This window comes from Comamonas trifloxystrobinivorans (assembly GCF_043359985.1).
GTDB lineage: Bacteria > Pseudomonadota > Gammaproteobacteria > Burkholderiales > Burkholderiaceae_C > Comamonas > Comamonas trifloxystrobinivorans.
Window position 1 is genome coordinate 42,390 of record NZ_JBHZGV010000002.1, and the last position, 17,684, is coordinate 60,073.

General features: G+C 58.3%; 19 protein-coding genes. 6 read left to right on the forward strand and 13 right to left on the reverse strand.

Features of this window, described 5'->3' with window-relative positions; all coding sequences use genetic code 11:
* Positions 1–61: 61 nt before the first annotated feature.
* The gene (locus ACFIQF_RS01860) at positions 62–448 is read right to left on the reverse strand and encodes a lysozyme inhibitor LprI family protein (RefSeq protein WP_393939585.1); all 387 of its coding nucleotides are present in this window, start codon (positions 446–448) and stop codon (positions 62–64) included.
* 174 nt (positions 449–622) lie between these two features.
* Positions 623–2,146 (reverse strand): CoA-acylating methylmalonate-semialdehyde dehydrogenase, encoded by a 1,524-nt coding sequence (locus ACFIQF_RS01865; RefSeq protein WP_393939586.1) that lies wholly within the window; start codon positions 2,144–2,146, stop codon positions 623–625.
* Between the two features lie 238 nt (positions 2,147–2,384).
* On the opposite strand from ACFIQF_RS01865, the gene ACFIQF_RS01870 reads away from it, so the two are divergent.
* The 6 genes from ACFIQF_RS01870 (at position 2,385) to ACFIQF_RS01895 (ending at position 8,478) form a co-directional block, all read left to right on the forward strand.
* Positions 2,385–3,011: a DUF6630 family protein gene (locus ACFIQF_RS01870; RefSeq protein ID WP_393939588.1), complete on the forward strand. Its 627-nt coding sequence runs from the start codon at positions 2,385–2,387 to the stop codon at positions 3,009–3,011.
* Positions 3,012–3,142: 131 nt separating this feature from the next.
* Complete coding sequence (gene cycA, locus ACFIQF_RS01875) at positions 3,143–4,546, forward strand: D-serine/D-alanine/glycine transporter (protein ID WP_393939590.1); 1,404 nt, start codon at positions 3,143–3,145, stop codon at positions 4,544–4,546.
* Between the two features lie 129 nt (positions 4,547–4,675).
* Positions 4,676–5,461 (forward strand): hypothetical protein, encoded by a 786-nt coding sequence (locus ACFIQF_RS01880; protein ID WP_393939591.1) that lies wholly within the window; start codon positions 4,676–4,678, stop codon positions 5,459–5,461.
* 154 nt (positions 5,462–5,615) lie between these two features.
* Positions 5,616–6,461, forward strand: coding sequence for a hypothetical protein (locus ACFIQF_RS01885; RefSeq protein WP_393939592.1), 846 nt, complete (start codon positions 5,616–5,618; stop codon positions 6,459–6,461).
* A 173-nt stretch (positions 6,462–6,634) separates the two neighbouring features.
* A complete protein-coding gene (locus ACFIQF_RS01890; RefSeq protein WP_393939593.1) occupies positions 6,635–7,525 on the forward strand; it encodes a LysR family transcriptional regulator in 891 nt (296 codons plus the stop codon).
* A 311-nt stretch (positions 7,526–7,836) separates the two neighbouring features.
* Positions 7,837–8,478, forward strand: coding sequence for a C40 family peptidase (locus tag ACFIQF_RS01895; RefSeq protein ID WP_393939595.1), 642 nt, complete (start codon positions 7,837–7,839; stop codon positions 8,476–8,478).
* A 190-nt stretch (positions 8,479–8,668) separates the two neighbouring features.
* On the opposite strand, the gene tnpC is transcribed toward ACFIQF_RS01895, so the two are convergent.
* The 11 genes from tnpC to ACFIQF_RS01950 form a co-directional block, all read right to left on the reverse strand.
* Entirely contained in the window at positions 8,669–9,016 is a 348-nt protein-coding gene (gene tnpC / locus ACFIQF_RS01900; RefSeq protein WP_393939597.1) for a Tn3 family transposase post-transcriptional regulator TnpC, read from the reverse strand.
* Positions 9,013–12,051 (reverse strand): Tn3 family transposase, encoded by a 3,039-nt coding sequence (locus tag ACFIQF_RS01905; RefSeq protein WP_393939599.1) that lies wholly within the window; start codon positions 12,049–12,051, stop codon positions 9,013–9,015. Before ACFIQF_RS01905 ends, tnpC begins: the two co-directional genes overlap by 4 nt.
* Positions 12,052–12,502: 451 nt before the next feature.
* Complete coding sequence (locus ACFIQF_RS01910) at positions 12,503–12,883, reverse strand: rhodanese-like domain-containing protein (RefSeq protein WP_198460494.1); 381 nt, start codon at positions 12,881–12,883, stop codon at positions 12,503–12,505.
* Positions 12,884–12,989: 106 nt separating this feature from the next.
* Positions 12,990–13,403 (reverse strand): DsrE family protein, encoded by a 414-nt coding sequence (locus tag ACFIQF_RS01915; RefSeq protein ID WP_393939600.1) that lies wholly within the window; start codon positions 13,401–13,403, stop codon positions 12,990–12,992.
* A gap of 94 nt (positions 13,404–13,497) precedes the next feature.
* Positions 13,498–14,043, reverse strand: coding sequence for a hypothetical protein (locus ACFIQF_RS01920; protein WP_393939601.1), 546 nt, complete (start codon positions 14,041–14,043; stop codon positions 13,498–13,500).
* Between the two features lie 35 nt (positions 14,044–14,078).
* Positions 14,079–14,528, reverse strand: coding sequence for a group II truncated hemoglobin (locus tag ACFIQF_RS01925; RefSeq protein ID WP_393939602.1), 450 nt, complete (start codon positions 14,526–14,528; stop codon positions 14,079–14,081).
* Positions 14,525–15,157 carry an MBL fold metallo-hydrolase gene (locus ACFIQF_RS01930; RefSeq protein ID WP_393939604.1) on the reverse strand — a complete coding sequence of 211 codons (633 nt, stop codon included), beginning with the start codon at positions 15,155–15,157 and terminating at the stop codon, positions 14,525–14,527. The genes ACFIQF_RS01925 and ACFIQF_RS01930 overlap by 4 nt, the downstream gene beginning before the upstream one ends.
* Positions 15,158–15,248: 91 nt before the next feature.
* Positions 15,249–15,593 (reverse strand): hypothetical protein, encoded by a 345-nt coding sequence (locus tag ACFIQF_RS01935; protein WP_393939606.1) that lies wholly within the window; start codon positions 15,591–15,593, stop codon positions 15,249–15,251.
* Between the two features lie 39 nt (positions 15,594–15,632).
* Positions 15,633–16,964, reverse strand: coding sequence for an NAD(P)/FAD-dependent oxidoreductase (locus ACFIQF_RS01940; RefSeq protein ID WP_393939608.1), 1,332 nt, complete (start codon positions 16,962–16,964; stop codon positions 15,633–15,635).
* A gap of 75 nt (positions 16,965–17,039) precedes the next feature.
* Positions 17,040–17,204 (reverse strand): hypothetical protein, encoded by a 165-nt coding sequence (locus ACFIQF_RS01945; RefSeq protein WP_393939609.1) that lies wholly within the window; start codon positions 17,202–17,204, stop codon positions 17,040–17,042.
* Complete coding sequence (locus tag ACFIQF_RS01950) at positions 17,201–17,350, reverse strand: cytochrome d ubiquinol oxidase subunit II (protein WP_393939610.1); 150 nt, start codon at positions 17,348–17,350, stop codon at positions 17,201–17,203. The genes ACFIQF_RS01945 and ACFIQF_RS01950 overlap by 4 nt, the downstream gene beginning before the upstream one ends.
* Between the last annotated feature and the right edge of the window lie 334 nt (positions 17,351–17,684).

A 17,684-nucleotide genomic window follows, 5' to 3' on the forward strand; every position in this document is an offset into this window, starting at 1 on the left:
AGTGGCTGGGCGGCTGAGGGTAGGCGTGCAGGATTACGTAGCACGCCCCAAGCGCGGTTGGCTATGGTTTTTGCGCTGTGCCGGTGGGCGGGCCTTCGTGCAGCCAAACCATCAATTCTTTTCTGCGTTTGCCGATTTCGGCCACCAGGCATTCGTGGTAGCGGCGGCTCCAGTCGGCCTGGTTTTCGTGCGCGGCTTCCTGCTTTTTGCAGGTGGCGGCGCGCTGGCGAATCCAGTCGTTCTGGTCGCGGCGCAGAGCAGGGCGTTCGTGGGCGGAGAGGATGCGCATCACGTCGCCATAAAGAATGTTGTTGTCGGTATCGGCTTGCTGAAAGGCCTGCACGGCGCAGGCATTGGTTTGCTCCACCGTGCCGCCGGGCACGCAGGCCGCGCCAGCTTGCGCTAAAGCGGGCAAAGGCGTAGTGGCAGTGGATGCTACAAAAAACATAGCTAACAGCGCTGAAAGTACGGATGCTTTAGGCCAGAGGTCTGCATCGGCGGGCACAGCCAGTTCGGCTGGGTGCCGGGTTTTGCGGAGTGGGGAAATAAAAGCCATGCCGTCGATCATCGCAGCAAAAACGCAGGCGGCGTGGCAATGCCGCCTGCATTCTTGCGCTCGCTCTTACTTCAGGCTGATCGTGGTGTTGACGCCGTGGCTGGTGGTGCTGTCGTCAAACCAGCGGGCGGTGACCGTCTTGGTCTGGGTGTAGAACATCACCACTTGCTTGCCGTAAGGGCCCAGATCGCCGAGCTTGGAGGCGCGGCTGCCGGTGAAGGAGAACAGCGGCACGGGCACAGGGATTGGCACGTTGATGCCGACCTGGCCCACATCGATCTCTTCCTGGAACTTGCGGGCCGCAGCGCCGCTTTGCGTGAAGATGGCCGTGCCGTTGCCGTTGGGGTTGGCGTTGATGAACTCGATCGCCTGGTCGATATCGTCCGCCGCCACAATGCACAGCACGGGGCCAAAGATTTCCTGGTCGTAGACCGACATGCCGGGTTTGACGCCCGAGAAGATGGTAGGGCCGACAAAGTTGCCTTTTTCGTAGCCCTTGACGTTGGGCTTGCGGCCGTCGAGCTCCAGCTTGGCGCCGTCGGCAATGCCACGCTCGATCAGGCTTTCCACGCGCGACAGGGCAGCGCAGCTCACCACCGGGCCCACATCGGTACCGGCTTCGGTGCCACCCGAGACCTTCAGCGTCTTGGCTTTCTCGACCAGCTCAGGGATCCACTTTTGCGCCTCGCCCACCAGCACCACCACCGACAGCGCCATGCAACGCTGGCCAGCGGCACCGAAAGCGGCACCGGCCAGGGCGTTGAGCGATTGTTCCTTGTTGCAATCGGGCAGCACGATGGCGTGGTTCTTGGCGCCCATCATGCACTGAACGCGCTTGCCGTTGAGCGATGCGCGGTTGTACACGTGCGTGCCCACCTTGGTAGAGCCGACAAAGCTGATGGCCTTGATATCGGGGTGGTCGCAGATGGCGTTGACCGCGTCTTCACCACCGTGGATCACGTTCAGCACGCCTGGGGGCACGCCGGCTTCCAGCGCCAGTTCGCACAGGCGCATGGTGACCATCGGGTCTTGCTCGGAAGGTTTCAGCACGAAGGTGTTGCCAGTGGCGATGGCCATCGGGAACATCCACAGCGGAATCATGGCGGGGAAGTTGAACGGCGTGATGCCGGCGCACACGCCCAGCGGCTGGTTCAGCGTATAGGTGTCCACACCATTGGCCACATTGTTGGCCAGCTCGCCCAGTTGCAGGCTGCCGATATTGGCCGCGTGCTCCACCACTTCCAGGCCGCGGAACACATCGCCTTCGGCGTCGGGCAGTGTCTTGCCTTGCTCGGCGGTCAGGATGGCAGCGAGCTCTTTCATGTTCTCGCGGATCAGCTGCTGCAGCTTCAAGAAGATGCGGGCGCGGGTGCCGATGGGGGTTTTCTTCCAGGTCTTGAACGCTTCCTTGGCGTTGGCCACGGCGGCATTGATTTCGTCGGGCGTGGCAAAAGGCACGCGCGCCAGCACCTGCTGCGTTGCCGGGTTGACCACATCACGCCATTGCGTGGTTTTGGATTCGACCATCTGGCCGTTGATCAGCAGCTTGACGGTGGGCGCCAGCGTGCCGGTGGATTGCGGTGCGTTCATGCTTGTCTCCTGGGTTGGTTGGGTGCGGAAAGCGGCTGCCTGCTCGCAGGCGTCCGAGAGTGGATGGTCGCCCGTCCGGCGTTGCAGCGCCACCGGTGTTACACATGGTAGGTGTGCGCAATCGCCCGAGCAAGAGGTTGGTTGCACAGATATGTGCGGCTGCGCACAATTGATTTTGGTCATGGGGATTGCGGCATACTGTGGCTTTCAGCAATCGCCAAGCGGGAAAGGGCGAGCCATGGGCCTGAGCAACTGGATCAAGCAAGCGCTGGGCAAGCCAGCGGATGCACAAGCGGCTGCGCCAGAGCAGGCGTCTGTGGCCAAACCGGCTCCATTGCCCGCGCAAGGCGCAGTGACCATCGAGGACTGGCGCGCGCTGAGCATTGTGGTGGCGCAGGCGCTGGTGCCAGACGATGTCGATGGTTTGTGGACCGAGGTGCAATTGGCGCTGACCGAGCCGGCGCTCTACCACAGCCGCTTCACCGACGATCTGGAAAACCGGGGCATCTATGGCGCCGAAGGCGTGCGGCCCTGGTTGGCCTTGGTGGATGGCCTGCAGCGCCGAGGCCAAAACTGCGAGTTCGACTGGAAGCTGGACATGGACGACCTGGTCTGGAACCTGAAACAGCTCAAATCCATGCAACAAGCCGCGGTGCCGTTGGATGTTTTGGCTGCCAGCGAAGCCGATGGTTTTGACGCCTTGCAAGAAGCGGGCAGTTTTCTGCAAACGCAAGGCCTGGCCTTGCTCAGCTTTGATATTGATAGCGACAGTTACCCGCTCTCGGTGGTGGATAACAGCGCGGTCGAGCCCTTGCTGGGCTTGGCACAGCGTCTGGGGCAAAGACTCCATTGGCTGCATAAATAGTTGCGCAGCAAAATAACCTTGCGCCAATATCAAGGGGAAACCCTGGTTTATGCTTGCGTTCCGTTACGGGTTTGAGCATGCGCAAACCCCTGCGATCCTTTTCAAGCTAACGCACTGAACCGAGCTGACCCATGAGCAAACCGGCCCCAGCGGAGCAATCGGGGGGCCTGCCGGGCGCCGACGATCTGCAGCGCAACCTCAGCAACCGCCACATCCAACTCATCGCCATTGGTGGCGCCATCGGCACCGGCTTGTTTATGGGTTCGGGCAAAACCATCAGCCTGGCCGGCCCATCCATCGTGTTCGTCTACGCCATCATCGGCGTCATGTTGTTCTTTGTGATGCGCGCCATGGGCGAGCTGCTGCTGTCCAACCTGCAGTACAAAAGCTTTATCGACTTCTCGGCTGATCTGCTGGGCCCCTGGGCCGGTTTTTTTACCGGCTGGACTTACTGGTTCTGCTGGATCATCACCGGCATTGCCGACGTGATCGCCATCTCGGCCTACGCCCAGTTCTGGTGGCCGGATCTGCCGCAATGGGCGCCGGCACTGGCCTGTGTGGGCGTGCTGCTGACTTTGAATTTGCTGACGGTGAAGCTGTTCGGCGAGATCGAGTTCTGGTTCGCCATGATCAAGATCGTCGCCATCGTCACCTTGGTGGGCACCGGTTTGTACATGGTGTTCACCGGCTTCCAATCGCCTGCCGGGCGCACGGCCAGCTTGGCCAACCTATGGAACGACGGCGGCATGTTTCCGCATGGCGCCATGGGCTTTTTTGCCGGCTTTCAGATTGCCGTGTTCGCCTTTGTTGGCATTGAGCTGGTAGGCACGACGGCGGCCGAGGCCAAAGACCCGCAGCGCACGCTGCCGCGCGCTATCAACTCCATCCCCGTGCGCATCATCATCTTCTACGTGTGCGCCTTGATAGCCATCATGGCTGTGACGCCGTGGCGCGATGTTGTGCCCAGCAAGAGCCCGTTTGTCGAGCTGTTTGTGCTGGCAGGCTTGCCGGCTGCCGCCAGCATTATCAATTTTGTGGTGCTGACCTCGGCTGCTTCGTCGGCCAACAGCGGCGTTTTCTCCACCAGCCGCATGCTCTACGGCCTGGCGCTCAAGGGCGATGCACCGCGCTCGTTTGGCCGCTTGTCGGCCAGCAGCGTGCCTTCGCGCGGGCTGATCTTCTCTTGCATCTGCTTGCTGGGCGGTGCGGTGCTGATGTGGGTGGTGCCCAACCTGGTGCAGGCCTTTACCTTGGTCACTACGGTCTCGGCCATTCTCTTCATGTTCGTCTGGTCGCTGATCCTGCTGTCGTACATCAGCTACCGCAAGAACCGCCCCGATCTGCACCGCACCTCGCACTACCGCATGCCCGGCGGCGTGGCCATGTGCTGGCTGTGCCTGGCCTTCTTCGCCGGAATTGTGGTGTTGCTCACTTTTGAGAGCGACACGCGCCAGGCGCTGATTGCTACGCCCGCCTGGTTTGTGCTGCTGGGCCTGGCCTACGCCTGGCTGCGTACGCGGGACGGCAAGCGCTGAGTTGTTCGCTTTTGTTGCCCTGGCGCATACACCAATTGTTGTAAAAAACTATTGATATGCCTATTGAATTATGAAAAGTCAATGAAATAATGGCTTTTCATTTTCAATCCGTTGACGGGAGTGTCGGCTATGGCAGCAATCAAGATGTGCAGCAAGTGGGTGCTTGGTTTGGGTTTGGCGACTGGCCTGGCGCAAGTGGCCAGTGCGCAAACCTATGTGGGCACGTATTCGGGCGCTGACAACGGTAGCATCACCATCAATATCGATGCCAACGGAGCAGTCAGTTGCAGCCTGTCGAGCGCAGCAGGCAACGGCAACTATTCCGGCAAGGGCGGTGTGATCCAGCAAACGCCGTCGCTGGTTTTCACTTGCGACCACAATGATTTTCCCAACTACCTCTCGGTCTCCGGCAACAATGTTCGCAGCGCTGACACGCTGACCGGCCAGTACGCCACGGCGGCAACGGGCAGCGGCGATATCAAGCAGGGCAGTTTCACGGCCAAGAAGTCGGCTGGTGGTGGCGGCGACGCTGGAGGCAGCTCTTTGAGCCCGCCAGCGATCTCGGGGCTTTGGTATGACCCGGCCTCCAACGGCACCGGCTTTAACTTTATTGCGGCCGAAAATGGTTTTTTTGCGACCTTCTATGGCCGCAGTGCTGACAGCCATCCGCTGTGGCTGATTTCGACCGAAGTGCCGACCGGCACGCTCAAAACCAATGTGAAATACACCACCACCTTGGGTGCCACCACGGCGGGTTCATTCACACAACCAGCTTTTCAGGTGGAAACCTGGGGCAAGCTGGACATCACCTTCAGCAGTTGCAACCAGGCCAAGGCCACCTTGTCGGGCAAGGACGGAACACAGCAGTTCAACCTGCGGCGCCTGACCACCATCGGCGGCGTGGGCGGCTGCTGACGGGCAGAGGCAGGGCTGCTGCACCACAAGGCGTCTTTCGCACGCCTTGTGCCTGAGGACTCTGCCATGTCTGATATCAATTGATATGCCTATTGAAATTTAAAATAGCAATGGAATAATCGCCTTTCCATTCCAATTTCGATGGGAGGCAGTCATGCGTGTATTCCATGGTTTGAAAAAATCCTTGCTTGGCCTGGGTCTGGTGATGGGGCTGTGGCAAACGGCAGCAGCGACGACGACTTATACCGGCAGCTACTCGGCCCGGGCCAGTGTAGATGCACCGTGGTCGGAACAAGGCACGGTCACCTTCAAGGTGGAGGACGATGGCACTCTTAACTGCACGGTGGAGAGTCTGACTGGCATGGGCAACTTTGTCGGCACCGGCAAGTTCCGCCAGGCCACCGACAGCGTGGGCCAACCCATCAAAGGGCGGGTCAGCATGGACTGCAGGCGCCAAGCGTTCCCGCAATACATTGATATGTATGGCAACAATGAAAAAGAAGCGGGAAGGCTGTCGGGCATCATACTTTTGCGCTCGAGCACGACGACCGTCACCATGGTAGGCACGTTTTCCGCCAGTCTGACGCCGGTGATCAATGGCGGTGACACGCTCCCGCAGGTGCCACTCGCCCCCCAAGGCATCACCGGCCTCTGGTACGACCCGGCCTCCAACGGCACGGGCTTTAACTTTATTGCGGCGGACAACGGTTTTTTTGCGACGTACTACGGGCGCAGCGCTTCCAGCCTTCCGCTGTGGCTGATTTCGACCGAAGTGCCAACCGGCACGCTCAAAACCAATGTGAAGTACACCACCACCTTGGGTGCTACGACTGCAGGTTCCTTCACGCAGCCCGCGTACCAGGTGGAGACCTGGGGCACGTTGGATATCACCTTCAGCAGCTGCGGCCTGGCCAAGGCCACCTTGTCGGGCAAGGACGGGACGCAGCATTTCAACCTGCAGCGCCTGACCTCGATTGGTGGTGTGGGGGGCTGCCAATAAGCGTGCCGAAAAGCACCGGTGGCTGTGCATGCGTAAATTGGTATTCAAAGAGCTGTTGGTGCTCACCCATTGAGCGCCAACAGCTCTTGTTTTTGTAGTGTTCGGAATCATTTGCCCTAGCTTCTGCATATTTGCACAATAATGCTGTGCATTGATACAAGGCGGAGCACGGCATGGATTGGGACCATTTGCGCTATTTCTGGGCGCTGGTGCAGGCGGGCACCCTGGTGGGTGCGGCCAAGGCTTTGGGCGTGGAACACACCACGGTGTCGCGCCGCATCCAGGCGCTGGAAAAGCAATTGGGCGCCACCTTGTTCACCCGCGAGGGCAGCGGCTACAAGCTGACCGATGCCGGTCGCCAACTGCAGCCGCGTGCCGAAGCCATGGACCAGATTGCCCGCGGCATTGCGCCGATCGCCGTCAACCAGAGCAGTGATACGCCCAGCGGCGTGGTGCGCATCGGCGTGACCGAAGGTTTTGGCACGCAGATCCTGGCCAAGCACCTGGCCGTGCTGGCCCAGCGTTACCCTTTGCTGACCATCGATTTGCTGGCCGTGCCGCGCATGCTGCAACTGTCGCGGCGCGAGGCCGATATCGTCATCTCATTGGAGCGCCCGATTCGCGACACGGTGGTGACCAGCCGGCTCACCGAATACCGCTTGTATTTGTACGGCCAGCGTGAATACCTGGCGCGCCATCCGCTGATCACCTCGACAGAAGATCTGGCCCGGCACCGCTTTGTGCACTACATAGACGACCAGCTCTTCACCAAGGAGCTGCAGTTCTTGGACACGCTGGCTACGCCGCAGCATTTCAGCTTTCGCAGCACCAGCATTTTGGCGCAGTACACGGCTGTACGTACCGGTGCAGGGCTGGGCGTATTGCCGGGGTTTTTGGCAGACAAAGACCCGCTGTTGCAGCGTGTGCTGCCCGAGCAAGCGCAGTTCACGCGCACCTTTTGGATGTCGATGCCGCCCGAGCTGCGCTCGCTGCCCGGCATCCAGCTGGTGTGGCGCTACCTGCAATCGACGGTGCAGGAGCAGCAGGCACTGCTGATGTGCTGAGGCCTGCGCTTATTTGCTTATCTGAATTCAGGCATATCTTTGCCCATGCCTGCCACTTTACACATGGCTGACGCACGGCAAATAGTAAGTGCGCTTGCAATTAGATACAACGAGTGCTGCCGCGATGGTCAGTGCGATATGGAAAACTTTTAATAAATTCAATTGTTTAAAGGCACTTCTGCATGCATTTGATCTGCCGCAATATATGCCGATGAATATAGAAACCGCGGGTTTATAAGGAGGCGCTGGTGTATATTTCGTTACACATTTATGACCCGTGCGCAAAATAAACCATGCTACAGTCGCCCGCTATGTCTTTGAAATGGATCTGCACCCTCATCGTGGCCGTGGCGGCCAGCGCTGCGCACGCCGAACCCGATGTGGAGAAAAAACCATCCGATCTGGATGTGCTGCTGGGCATTGGCCAAAGCGGTCTGACCCGGCTGGACACCATGCACCACCAGGCCCGTGACCAGGCCAGCGTGCTGATCAGCAATGCCCTCAACCTCATTGGCGTGCCTTACCGCCGTGGTGGTAACAGTGCAGAGACCGGTTTTGATTGCAGCGGTCTGGTACGTGCTGTGTATGCCGAGAGCTGGGGCAAAATTCTGCCGCGCCGCGCCGAAGAGCAGGCCGCCGCTACCGAGCAAATCGCCAAGGCAGATCTGAAGCCGGGCGATCTGGTGTTCTTCAACACCATGCGCCGCGCTTTCAGCCATGTCGGCATCTATATGGGCGACGGCAAGTTCATCCATTCACCCCGCACCGGTACGACCGTGCGTGTGGAAAGCATGAACATTGCATACTGGGAAAAGCGTTTTGACGGCGCCCGCCGCGTTGAGATCAGTGAAGATGCCCGCAACGCGCTGTTGAACCAGGTCAACCTCGATGGCGCAGATGCCCAAGACCTGATCGGCAAGATGATGACCAAGGCCGGCATGCGCATCAACTAAAGCGCGGCAGTACGCCAGATTCAGCCCTGTCGCGACGGGCAGTAAAAAGCTTCCAGAAGGAAGCTTTTTTGTATTGTGCGCCCAGCATGGGCGCACTCCTGCGGGATCTGAGGGCAAGCCGGGATAGAGCCAGTTTTGACTCATAAGCATTTTGGTTATGTGAAATCGCTCCTTTATTCAAACTAGAAGCTCAATTGGTCACGTGTAGTGTTTCCAGCGGTTCAATCAGCTTCACCCATTCCTGCAGCGTAGCGATTGTTTGACGGATCTCTGAAGATGCTTCAAAAGCCAGTTCGGGCAAGCTCTCTTCCGCAGAGCCTGACAAACCGGCCCCGTTGACCACCACGTGCGCCATTCCGTGAAGCCGTAGCAGTACGTCCCGAAGACCGTCCTGGCCTCGTGCGTTTCCCACAATTCTGTCTAGCTGTTCAACTGCACGCAGCAGTTTTGAGGTGTCGTAAGTGCTCTGTAGCCGTGTCAGCGCTGCCTTGTCCAGCCGACCATAGGCCGTGAGGGCGGTGGTTTCTGGATCACTCATGCTCCAGCTCCCTTTTGGCCGGCTCGCTGCCCCTCCGCAGCCACTGCAACTGCCGCAGCTCGTGCACGCTTGGCCGCCTCACGAAACTGTGATTCCTTGACCCAAGGCTCCGGGGGGCGCTTCAGGTCGAGGTGATAGTTGCCAAACCGCTTGATGCCCGAAGTCATATAGGGACTCAGGTACTCGACATCGGCAGCAGAAACCGGCTCTCCGTCTGCGTACATCTCCTGTAACACCCGCATCATGTCTACCGTGTTCTGCAGGATCACCGAAGAGGCAACCAGGTCGATGAAGCGCACCCGCTTTTGCTGCTCGTTCGGATCGTTCTCATTGATCACGTCGCCGCCGAAGTCCAGCCATTTCGTGAAAGCATGGTACGACTCGATTTTGTTGGTCGTCGCACTCACCTCCTGTCGCATTTCCTTGCTGGAAATCCAGCGCAGCAGGTAGATCGTGCGCAGTACGCGGCCAAGTTCGCGTGCCGCAGCAAAAAGTCGGTTGTGACGCCCTTCCTGGCTGAGCTTGCGCAAAAGCATCGGTGAGGCGATCTTTCCAGACTGGATCGATATCGATACCTGCATCAGATCTCGCCAATGGTCGCGGATGAGCTTCCAGTCCACGACATCGCTGAACACGCGGTCAATATGCCGGAAGCGCATCCCCTTCTCAGGGCGATAGAAACGTAGATCCTTCCAGTTTCTGATGCGTGGCATCAGTTGGATGCCCGCCAGGTGCGTGAAGGCGAACACCGTCTCCGATTGGCCATGGGTGTCCGAGTACACCGTATCCGCCTGAACGCTCAGGCCTGCCTTCATCAGGCCCTCGATGACGTAGACAGCTTCCAGAACCCCTGGTGGTATGAAATGGCGAAACACCGCGATGTAGTTGTCGGCGACGTGCCTGTAGGCCACAGCTCCCATGCGTCGATACCGAAAATGCATGCCCACCAGCAGGTTCTGGTCGTAGAAGTCGTGCTGGGTGCCATCTGCTGCGACCTTTTTGCCTTCGCCCCACAGCTTGGGCAGCTCAAGCCGCAGATACAGTTCGGTCAGATCCCGGCAGGCGTTGTCCAGCTGGTCCAGGCTCATGTGCCGCTGGTTGGCATACGACAGTTGATGTGGCGTCACGCCGTTGGACAGATGACGCGCTGCTTGGTTGGGTCCCAGGTTGCAGCCCATGGCAAAAACGGTCAGCAAGTAGCGCTCACGCGCATTGCGAAGCTTGGGATCGTCGCCCGACTGCGGCCCAAAGTTCCGGGTGAATCCGGTCCAGTGCTCGATGTTGGCGAGAACATCCAGCAGGTTGCGAGGGGCTGTGCGATTTTCGATGGCGGCATGCAGTGCTATGGCAGAGGCAGGCACTTCGCGTGCAACAGTACGCCGAAGCGTCGGCTCACCGTTGGCACCGATCACCACGTCTCCAGCATGCTGCGGAAACTCATCATCGATTTTCTTGGCCGTCTCGGTTAGCAATTGCTTGAGTCCGTCTACGAATTCACCCGCAGTGGCGGGTATTCCAATCCGGTCGCAATAGGTTGGCAGCTGCGCTTCGCACTCCTCCCAAGGCAGCAATTGCAAGCGGTAGTCGGCAAATGACTCCGAGCCTTCGATGCATATATCGCCAGAACGAAGATCACTGCACAAATAGCTGAAAACGCAAACTTCGAGGTAGCGACGGTTAGTCGGGTGCCCCAGCCCATGAGAACGGCGCACTAGCTTGCGCCAGCGTTCGGAGGCGAACGAAAGCGCCAAGTCATCCTCGATCCACTCCACCTTGCGGTGTTCATTGGCCAGCACGACCTGCAGGGCATCCAGAAGACTGCGGTCCTGGGTCGCAGCTTCAAAGCGCAACGCCTTCGCCATCCGGAACATCGCCGCACGCCAACTGCTGAACGCTTTCCAGACCAGCGGCAGATGGTTGCCCCCGCTCCAGACTCGGATGGCCTCACAGTCCATGGTCAGTTGATCCAGGTTGCCGTGCGGAGCTAGCAGATCTCGAACGCGCTGCCCGGTACTGGCGTCATCCAGGTTTTCTGCAAGGATCTCCAGCACCTGCTCCAGCGTGGCGACGAGTTCTTCGCTCAGTTCGCGCTGTCGCGCCTGGATCACCTGCAGTTCCTCTCTTGCGGTCTTGTGGATGGCTCCGATGCGGCGAATGAACATTTCAGCCACATCGTCGCGGGCCTTCACTCGCATTTGTCGGATCAATGCCAGGATCAATGTGTAGCGCTTGGCGGGTAGCAAGTCCTTCATGTCGCTCGCATCAAGCGCCGAAGCCATGCCGGCCATGTAGATCAGCTTAGTGACCGGAATGCCGTCTAGCAGCGCGTCGCTGTCAGGCAGTGACTCAAGCCATGTCAGCTGGTCCAACAGCAAATCGAGATGCTTACGCGAGGCTTTTTTTGCCGATTTCTTGATCTGGTTGTACAGAGTTCGCCGTGCCGGAAATTCCGACTCCAGCAATCGGTCAAGCCACGTTCTTTGGGGCGAGCCCAGGCGCTGATTGATTCGCTCGTGCAATGCGACCTCCGCCGCCGAGTGGGCTTGTTCAGATATTTCGTCGAGCGTACGGAACACTGGCAGCTCGTAACCCAGCCGTACCAACTCCTCAATGGTGATGTTGATAATGTCAACGCGCGTCTCCACCACGCTGGCGATCTGCTGAGCAATTTGGATCGCCAGCGCTCGAGTTTCCCCGTCGGTATAGGGTTTCACACCGAGCAGCTCTCGAATCGCTTTGTGATGACGATACAGCGTGGCTAGCGAAGCGAATTCGATCTTGACAGTCGGGGCGGTGCCCAGCGTCGCGGAAACATGCTCGACAACCTCGGCTGGAATCGCTTCGAGCGCTGGGAAGTGCCGCAGGAATTCGAAGCATTTGAGCAGCACGAGGATGGCCAGGCGGCGTTCTGGAGTACGCGAGTGTTGGTGGGCCCATTCGATTTCTTCAGGTCTCGGGGTGAAGGAGGCCTGGAGATCCTTGAGTGTCAGCGTTCGAGGAAATCGAGGGTACGCAGTACGTTCAATGCTCGCCATAGCACGGAGCTCCCGCAAGGCAGGGTTGGTCTGGGAACACAGCCTATCCGATGTCGCCCGGTAGCTGCGCAAACATTGGTGTTGGACTGAGCGGTACCCGTCCGGGGTTTGAATTTTGGCGTGACATACGTTGGCGCTGCTATTGTCCAAAGATTGGTGCTGCGCTGTAGCGTCCGATCGAAGGTTACGGTGTTAACCCTGCAATCGCCGCCCATGGCCCGCAAGATAGTCACGCTTGCTTGTGCAGTTTCATAGCTGAATTTGGCCGCGGAAGTAGCCCTGCCGTCCTTACAGGTAACAATGTGGCAGGCGTTACCATGTTGATCGAATCTCTCGCCCCTGGGAATAAGCGAATTTGAGATTAAGTCGAGAGCAACATCGTCGACAACCGGTGTTGACCCCCACACAAGACAGTTAGGTCTTGCGTGGAAATCAATGCCGTGCGAACTTATCAGTCAAAAGTCGGCTGAGACGCCTTAATAACCGCGCCACCCCCCGCAACCCAGGCGTCATAGCCACCTGCCATTGAAACTACATGAAGGTATCCCATGCTTTGCATGGTGGCTGCGGCAAGCGCGGAACGTCCGCCCGTCTTGCAGTACAGCAATGCGCTAATGTCTCGTCGCTCCAATTCCGGCGTCCCTGACAACTTGAACTCGAGCAAACCCCGCGGAATGTTGATGGATCCAGCCAAATGCCCCGCTGCGTATTCATCCGCCTCACGAACGTCGATGATTACTTCAACTGAGCGAAGAGCATCTTGAGCATGCTCGACGGCTACCTCGGTGCATTGAGCCTTCGCGGCGAGGACGAGATCGTGTGCTGTTTTCATAGGTTTGCAATGAGAATAGGTTGAGACGGACAAAGTGTGGATCGTGTAGAAAGCACTGAACGTAGCCTCGAAGGGGATCAGTCAAACGATTTCCCTCGATACGCTTTCAGAAAGCGAGGGTTCGTACGCCAGGTTTGAGGAGATGGGCAGCGACTTCGGCGGGTTTTGCCGGGGTCACACCTGTGAGCAAGTCGGCGGGCTGACGACCCGTGTTTGGCAAGTAAAGCGCACACACCTCTACCTTAGCTCCGGCTTTGATTAAGCCTTGAAGCATTTGTTGCGGTGTGACGTTGCGCGGTTTGAGGCTGGGCATGGTCTGGCCATTGACCGCGATATTACCGGCTGCGTCACACAGCAGCACGCGCACGTCGACCTTCTGTTCTAGCGCTTGTCCGGCAAGGACGAGACCTGCGCCCTGTGCCATGGCTGCGCCCGAATGTATGGACACAAACAACTCGTCGGCCTGCGCCACGAGGGCTGTTGACATAAGGATGGTGGTGATCAGGAAAGACTTCTTCATAGTGTGGAACTCCAGTGGGTTGGAAAAACAATCGCGGGCAAAAAAGAGACGAAGTGCGAATTCAACGGCGTGGTGCGGGCACGTGAAGCTGATTTCAAGGTGCCTGAATCGCTGGGGGAAGTCCCAACGCCAAGCGAAGTTCGGTGGAATTGCGTACCGCATCGAGGCGCGTAATGCGGCCATCTTCAAGTCGTAGCAAGGTGGCTGCACCTGGCTGGCGGGGTAGATCGGCGATCTGGGTCGCTTCATTGGCATCTCGCACCAGGGCGATCGAGAAAGGAAGTGATCGAAGCTTGGGAAGCGCGAACATGCTTGTGACAATTGCAGGCATTCCGCTGATGTCAGCAAGGTATATCAGTCGCATGCCAGCAACTACGTCGGCCGGTTGCGTCGACAAGACGGCGCTGACCATGTCGCTCACCGACTTTTCACTGGCGAATAGCACCCACTGGGTATCGGAAGGAATAACCACTCTTTTATCGTGCTGATCTTTGAGCGTCAATGCGGGAAGTACAGATCCCACAGAAAGTGGCGCTGCCGCCAGCGTTCCGTGCAGCGACAGCAGGACGGTGCTAAGCACCGCATAGGATCTGAGTGCGCGCAATAGCCGTCGGAGCGGGCTCTGGGATGCCGCGTTCATGGTGCCCACTCCAGGATTGGTCAGGTGATGGTCAGTCATCGCGAGCACCCTTTGATCAAGTAGTCCGTGTTGATCAGGTGATCGGCCATATGAGAAAACGCTCGCTCGATGGATGTTCGCAAGGCTAGGTCATCCACCTGTTCGGCCAGCGCCAGTTGCATGCACAACAGCCATTCGTCACGCACTGCCGCGTTGATGGCATAGGGCGAATGGCGCTTGCGCAACCGGGGATGACCGCGCTCCCGCTCGTACAAGGGTGGACCGCCGAACCATCCGCTGAGGTACTTGAACAGGCTGTCGACGCTGCCTGAGAGGCAGCTCGGATGAAGCTGGCGCACGCCATACGCTTCGGGCAACTCGTCCATCAATTCGTAGAAACGGTCTACCAATCTTCGGATCGCTGGCGCACCACCAAGGCGCGTATAAACGCTTTCGGGGACGATGTTGGCTGTATTGGTGTCGGCAGAGCCGCAAAAGGTTGTCATAGGGTGTGAGTGGACAGCGTAACGTCGCGCATTGACGATGCATTGGCTTCAGTTTTGGGGGAGCGCACGCACGCAAGAAACTCATCGCGCGTGGTATTTCCAAACCAGGGGTGCCAGCGTCGCTGCTCCAGCACGTTCGACACGACGCGGCCCTGCTGTGCGTGGCCGTAGAAAAGCAAGGTCTCACCAGGCAGGGTGAATACATGGCGGGTCGCGCTGTCCCATAAGGCTTCGGGCAGAGCTGGTCTCGGTTGGTGTGGGCAAGCATCCACCGTCAGCAGATCGCCGCAGAACAGCCGATCGCGCCACAAGTAGCTCACGCAGCCCTCAGTGTGACCCGGAGTCGGCATGACTCTCAGCAGTTCGTTGCCAAACATAAGCGCACTCGTTTCACAAGCTATCCTGTCGCTTTCCTCGACCGATATCATCTTTTGAATGCGTTTAGCACCAAGCGCATCTAATGCAGCGGACTCACCTGGAAGGAGTGCGTCATGCTCGTGAGTGCGCAGCAACCAGCACAAATGCAACTGGTGTTCTTGCAGCATGGCTTTGAGCAGGGGGACATCTGTGCCACGTGGATCCAGTAGAACGCACTCGCGAGTGTCAAGATCGGCCAGCAGATAGCTCATTGCACCATTGGTCTCGTCAGGGAGTATTCGAAAGTACATAACGCAGGTTAGGCCGCAGCCGTCAAAATTGCTGGATGTGCGATCACTCGACTCATCTATGGCCGAGCTCGCGGCGTATGGTGATTAATGGCAAGGCATATGCGGCGACAGCGCCGCCTACGGCCATTGCCAACCCGATCAACGTGACCCAGTCCACCCAATAGCCTAGGTCGGACAGCGTAGAGCTCAGTGCTTGTGGAAGCAAAAGAAACGCTGCGAAGGCGGCAATGCACCCAATCAGTAATGCTGACGGCAAGCTAGCGCTCCATCGGGCGCCTGCGTATCGCAACGTGAGGCCCATTAACACCAGCCACAGCAATGATGCTGCTAGTAACATGGGCCAGACGCTTAATGCAACTTCCCAGAGAATATTCAGCATCAGCCAGAGTTCATACATGGTTTTTCTCCTTGAGTTGTTGGTTTCAGTACCAGGGCTTCAGACCCGGCCTTTTAGTACGGATATGTATGCGGGTTTGAGCATGCGAACCTTCATCAGCCATGCGAAAAAACTGTCCTGTAGCGGTTCGATCATTGGTAGCGTAGGGGTGAGGTTGCCCTCGTAGTCGAACTCGATCAGCATGGCAGAGCCCTCGCGCGTAATTAGCGGGCAAGAGGTGTAGCCGTCAAAGTTCTCGTTGGCTACGCGCCCAGCAATCACTTCCACCAAGTTGTGCGCCACCAGTGGGGCACTCTTCTTTACGGTGGCGGCGGTCTTCCCGCGCGGCGTGCCATTGATATCGCCGATGCCAAACACGTTAGGAAACCGTCGGTGCTGGAGGGTGCGCTTGTCCACTTCCAACCAGCCACCTGTGGCAAACGGGCCATCCTTCCATGCCAGCTCGCTGTTCTTTACGGCATCTGGAGCGCGTGTAGGGGGCACCACATGGATAAAGTCATAGGGCATCTCCTGCGTCTGCCCATCGGGAGAAGCAAAGGTGGCGCGACGTGCACCGATGTCGATAGCGGTGAGCTTGCGTGAGAAATCCACGTCGATTCCCAGGTCACGCCAGCGTTCGAGGACGTTGTCGTTGACCGCCTTAACCCCAAACACGTTGCCTAGTGCTGACTCAAAACGGATCTTGGATATCCCCAAGGTGCCCGCCTTGAACAGTCGATCCCGCAGCATGAAAGTCATTTTCAGGGGCGCACCCGCACATTTGAGTGGCGTAGAAGGCAGCGTCATTACCGCGTTGCCCCCTTTGGCGGCGAACGCTTGCATGGTCGCCCATGTCGCCTGTGCAGCCTCTGGGCTCGGGTAGACGCTGGTCAGGCCTTCGCGTCCGATGGCTGATACATCCATCCCGGTGATCTGGGTGTAGTCCAAATAAACGCCGATGCCAACCACCAGAAAATCGTAGCGAATGCGTTGCCCACCCACGGTACTGACGGTGTTTGCCACAGGATCAAAACTGGCAACCATGTCTTTCACCCATTCGATGCCAGCGGGCAGGAAGTCTGCATTGCTGTCGCGCACCTTAGACACAGGCCAAACACCCGATGCAACCAGGGTGTATCCAGGCTGGTAGTTGTGTTCTTCTTTGCGGTCGATGATGGTGATCTTTGCACCGTCAAGCAGCTTAGACAGCCTGTTGGCGACTGCGATGCCGCCCAGACCGCTGCCAGCTATCACGATGTGGGCTTTTGTTTTTGTGGCCCCTTCAGCCAAAGCCGGGGCAGTCAATGTCGGAACGAGTGGCGTAGAAGCCAGAGCCTGCAGCCAGCGCCTACGTGTCGAATTCGTGTGCGCAGCATACTGAGTGTTCGTCATTTTTGTCTCCTCATTAGGGTGGTTGACGACAAAAGGGTTTGGCGCAAGCTCGAAGCTTGTCTTTGCCAAGCCAATTTAGGTTTTCAGCACCCACCGCAGCACCATGGCTACTGCGGTCAGGACTGAGATGCTCGCGAGCCAGATGCCCGCCATCCAGAGCAAGCGGATCCACAGCGGTGCCAGCGGTTCGTCGGCGCTCTTCGCGGTGATGGCAGGCCAGCGCAGCAGAGGGTTTTTCATGCGTGGTATCCGTCTGAGTTGACCTTGCCGCGGAACACCCAGTAGGACCAGGCGGTATAGCCCAGGATCATGGGCAGCACGAAGGCCGTGCCCCAAAGCATGAAGACCTGGCCGCTGTGGTCGGTTGCGGCTTCCCAGATGGTCACGGCTCCGGGAATGACATACGGGAAACAGGAAGTGGAAACTCACCGTGAACGCAAACTGGATGCGCGCCAACAGGAGTGCGTCAGGCAGGTCAGACATTGGGTGTTTCCTTGAATCGGTGAAGTGGCAAACGCCTTTCACTTATCAAGAGCCGTGCCAACAAGCGCCGGCGCAAAAAACCTAATGAATTCAGGGCTCACGGCGTGATAGGCAGCCTGGCTGCCACCACGCTGCCAGGTTTCTTCTGCCAAAGCAGTCAGCTGTCTGCCAAAATGGCAGGGCAACTTGACAGTGATTGACCGCAGGTTCCCGCTGGGATCCTGTGCAATGTTCCGA

Excerpts from the sequence above, each read along its gene's own strand:
- ACFIQF_RS01860 (WP_393939585.1), bottom strand. The coding sequence starts at position 448 with ATGTTTTTTGTAGCATCCACTGCCACTACGCCTTTGCCCGCTTTAGCG.
- ACFIQF_RS01865 (WP_393939586.1), bottom strand. The coding sequence starts at position 2,146 with ATGAACGCACCGCAATCCACCGGCACGCTGGCGCCCACCGTCAAGCTG.
- ACFIQF_RS01870 (WP_393939588.1), top strand. The coding sequence starts at position 2,385 with ATGGGCCTGAGCAACTGGATCAAGCAAGCGCTGGGCAAGCCAGCGGAT.
- cycA (WP_393939590.1), top strand. The coding sequence starts at position 3,143 with ATGAGCAAACCGGCCCCAGCGGAGCAATCGGGGGGCCTGCCGGGCGCC.
- ACFIQF_RS01880 (WP_393939591.1), top strand. The coding sequence starts at position 4,676 with ATGGCAGCAATCAAGATGTGCAGCAAGTGGGTGCTTGGTTTGGGTTTG.
- ACFIQF_RS01885 (WP_393939592.1), top strand. The coding sequence starts at position 5,616 with ATGCGTGTATTCCATGGTTTGAAAAAATCCTTGCTTGGCCTGGGTCTG.
- ACFIQF_RS01890 (WP_393939593.1), top strand. The coding sequence starts at position 6,635 with ATGGATTGGGACCATTTGCGCTATTTCTGGGCGCTGGTGCAGGCGGGC.
- ACFIQF_RS01895 (WP_393939595.1), top strand. The coding sequence starts at position 7,837 with ATGTCTTTGAAATGGATCTGCACCCTCATCGTGGCCGTGGCGGCCAGC.
- tnpC (WP_393939597.1), bottom strand. The coding sequence starts at position 9,016 with ATGAGTGATCCAGAAACCACCGCCCTCACGGCCTATGGTCGGCTGGAC.
- ACFIQF_RS01905 (WP_393939599.1), bottom strand. The coding sequence starts at position 12,051 with ATGGCGAGCATTGAACGTACTGCGTACCCTCGATTTCCTCGAACGCTG.
- ACFIQF_RS01910 (WP_198460494.1), bottom strand. The coding sequence starts at position 12,883 with ATGAAAACAGCACACGATCTCGTCCTCGCCGCGAAGGCTCAATGCACC.
- ACFIQF_RS01915 (WP_393939600.1), bottom strand. The coding sequence starts at position 13,403 with ATGAAGAAGTCTTTCCTGATCACCACCATCCTTATGTCAACAGCCCTC.
- ACFIQF_RS01920 (WP_393939601.1), bottom strand. The coding sequence starts at position 14,043 with ATGAACGCGGCATCCCAGAGCCCGCTCCGACGGCTATTGCGCGCACTC.
- ACFIQF_RS01925 (WP_393939602.1), bottom strand. The coding sequence starts at position 14,528 with ATGACAACCTTTTGCGGCTCTGCCGACACCAATACAGCCAACATCGTC.
- ACFIQF_RS01930 (WP_393939604.1), bottom strand. The coding sequence starts at position 15,157 with ATGAGCTATCTGCTGGCCGATCTTGACACTCGCGAGTGCGTTCTACTG.
- ACFIQF_RS01935 (WP_393939606.1), bottom strand. The coding sequence starts at position 15,593 with ATGTATGAACTCTGGCTGATGCTGAATATTCTCTGGGAAGTTGCATTA.
- ACFIQF_RS01940 (WP_393939608.1), bottom strand. The coding sequence starts at position 16,964 with ATGACGAACACTCAGTATGCTGCGCACACGAATTCGACACGTAGGCGC.
- ACFIQF_RS01945 (WP_393939609.1), bottom strand. The coding sequence starts at position 17,204 with ATGAAAAACCCTCTGCTGCGCTGGCCTGCCATCACCGCGAAGAGCGCC.